Raw genomic sequence first — 1201 nt, 5'->3', positions numbered from 1 at the left:
ATAAGAGACAGGGGGTGTAGGGTTTTACCGATAACGAATTGATTGGGGATTTGAGTGGGTAAGTGCCAATCAACCCCCTCAAAGCCTAATTATCAACGAGCCTTTAAAAGAGGGCGAACGAGGGGACTTGAACCCCCGAGTGGTGGAACCACAATCCACTGCCTTAACCACTTGGCTACGCTCGCCGTACATCTATCGAGTATAGCAGAAAACGAATCGTTGACAAGAGGTTTTTTATCCTAATTCGGGCTATGGTTAGGGTAAGTGAGTGATGATTTGAGAGCTTATGAAATTGGCGCGGTTAGGGGGAATAGTTTTAGGAGTGGTTTTAGGGGGAATTGCGGGGATATTGCTGACAACTAACCCTAATCGTCAAGATTACGAACAATACGCTTCCCAGAGGTTAACTAGCTATCTTAAGGATAATGTCTGCGCTCGGGCGCAAGCTTCCCTCGAGGTGCAGGCTCTCTTGCGGGGTTACTGTAAAATGTTGGTGGATACGGGTCATCCTTTTTTACAAGAAGCGATCGCCACTCACACCACTAGAAAGAATTTTGTCATTTTCAGCGTTTATCAAACGGAATTATGGTTCCCTCCCCCTTTACCTAGTTATCACTTCAGCACCGTCGGTTTTTTGAACAAATTATACATCTACGAAGCTTTAGAACTGTAGTCAGGCAATTGAAATTTTCCGAGAGTAAATCCTGATGATAGTGATTTTATTGTAGTGGTGATAGCTGAAACTTTTGCTAATTGGGCATTGTAGCCGACATTCCGCACATCTTCATATACTTTTATATATTTTTACATTCCCCAAGATGTTTTGACAAAAAACCTTCATTGTAGAAACTACTATTGAGAATATTTTCAATCATTGATTTTTTCTGAGAAAAAAAATTACAATTCTTCACCTTGAGAAAAATCAATCATTGTAGCTATAGTCCCTACTGGCAATGGGTTTTAAGCAATATATTAGTAAAAATCATCAATTGAATGTTAAGAATTGCGGAAAGTGGGTCATAATTTTGTAACCATGACCAACTTACCCCTGTTACTCTAGCAATTCCTCGTCAGGAAATTCGTTCGAGCAAGAGTTGATCAATTAATTGTTTGGTTTCGTCAGAGACGGTTTTATTAGTGGGATTGATCACAAACGGTTGACCACATTCTTTACCTTGACGTTTGGGTTTTCCCTTAGGAA

General features: G+C 40.5%; 1 protein-coding gene, 1 tRNA gene and 1 pseudogene. 1 reads left to right on the top strand and 2 read right to left on the bottom strand.

All coding sequences use genetic code 11. The features are described 5' to 3' along the window. Positions 1-112 precede the first annotated feature (112 nt). Positions 113-185: transfer RNA gene (locus tag IQ242_RS25290), tRNA-His, on the bottom strand. A gap of 101 nt (positions 186-286) precedes the next feature. Between IQ242_RS25290 and IQ242_RS25285 the strand changes: the two genes are divergently transcribed. After that, positions 287-673 (top strand): DUF4359 domain-containing protein, encoded by a 387-nt coding sequence (locus tag IQ242_RS25285; RefSeq protein ID WP_002757343.1) that lies wholly within the window; start codon positions 287-289, stop codon positions 671-673. A 386-nt stretch (positions 674-1059) separates the two neighbouring features. Here IQ242_RS25285 and IQ242_RS25280 read toward each other — a convergent pair. Then, a pseudogene (locus IQ242_RS25280) lies at positions 1060-1201 on the bottom strand (ISNCY family transposase); the annotation flags it as partial.

It is taken from the genome of Microcystis sp. LEGE 08355, assembly GCF_015207185.1.
Lineage (GTDB): Bacteria > Cyanobacteriota > Cyanobacteriia > Cyanobacteriales > Microcystaceae > Microcystis > Microcystis panniformis.
This window is presented reverse-complemented; position numbering and strand designations above follow the sequence as displayed.